This is a genomic window from Massilia sp. MS-15, from assembly GCF_020176695.1.
GTDB classification, from domain to species: domain Bacteria; phylum Pseudomonadota; class Gammaproteobacteria; order Burkholderiales; family Burkholderiaceae_D; genus Telluria; species Telluria hydrophila.
Map to the genome: position 1 here is coordinate 1 of NZ_JAIWIA010000097.1, position 1,313 is coordinate 1,313.

Genomic DNA, 1,313 nt, shown 5'->3' on the forward strand with positions numbered 1-1,313 from the left:
GGGGGGGGGGCTTGCCCCCCCACGCGGCGATCGTTGCAACATGAACAGCCGCACAGGCTGCCAGTACCGTCATTTGCCCACCCACCCTGCAAGCCCTAGGGAAACGCTGATTTAATCGTCGACCGATCCCGGCTGACGTCCGAGCTGGCACAATGACGTCTTCGATTCCTGCCGAGCCGCCATGAAGCAAACCACGTTCTCCGACGCCGAATTCACCAACAAGAAGAAGCAGACCCGACGTGACCGGTTCCTGGCCGAGATCGAGGCTGTGACACCTTGGCCGGCACTGGTCGCTGCGCTGTTGCCGTACTACCCGAAGGGCGAGGGACGCGGCCGGCCGCCAGTCGGTCTCGAGCGGATGCTGCGCATGTACATCGCGCAGCAATGTTTCGGCCTGTCGGACGAAGGCATCGAGGATGCGATCTACGACAGCCAGGCGATCCGCGGCTTTGTCGGCATCGACCTGACGCACGAGTCGGCGCCGGACGCAACGACACTGCTCAAGTTCCGCCGCCTGCTCGAGAAACACAACCTGACGCGCAGGATCTTCGATGAGATCAACGGACATTTAGCCAGCAAAGGCTTGATGATGCGCGAAGGGACCATCGTCGACGCGACCTTGATCGCGGCGCCGCCTTCGACCAAGAACCGGGACGAGAAGCGCGATCCGGAGATGCACCAGTCGAAGAAGGGCAAGAACTGGTTCTTCGGCATGAAGGCCCATATCGGCGTCGATGCCAAGTCGGGCCTGGCGCATACCTTGGTGACCACTGCCGGCAACGTGTCCGACGTGACGCAGACCCACAAGCTGCTGCACGGCGACGAGACGATGGTGTTCGGTGACGCCGGCTACCAGGGCGCCGACAAGCGGCCCGAGAACGCAGCCAAGGCAGTGACCTGGCACATCGCGATGAAGCGCAGCGTCCGCAAAGCCATGAAGAAAAACCCGTTGGGCCGAATGAAAGAGAAACTGGAAAAGGCCAAGGCCAGCGTGCGCGCGAAGGTTGAGCATCCGTTTCATGTGCTGAAGAACCTGTTCAGGCATCGCAAGACGCGTTACCGCGGCCTGGAGAAGAACACGGCGCAGCTGCACACCTTGTTCGCGTTCGCGAACCTGGTGTTGGCTGGCCGAACCTTTGGGACCGCGCACGCCCGAACTCCGTCCTGAGCGGGGAAACGCGTGCCACAGCACGCAAAAACGAGCGTGACGCCCAAGCTGGAGCGCGAAAAATAGCTGATCTCGACCACGGTCCGGTCTGGTGCAGGTCTTGTCACGTCGGAACGGCCACACAACCTATTTGTTCAGCGCTTCC

1 protein-coding gene is annotated in these 1,313 nt (G+C 61.8%); it reads left to right on the forward strand.

The genetic code is table 11. The features are described 5' to 3' along the window. Positions 1–181: 181 nt before the first annotated feature. Complete coding sequence (locus LCI23_RS20435) at positions 182–1,168, forward strand: IS5 family transposase (protein WP_224948275.1); 987 nt, start codon at positions 182–184, stop codon at positions 1,166–1,168. The last annotated feature ends 145 nt before the right edge of the window (positions 1,169–1,313 follow it).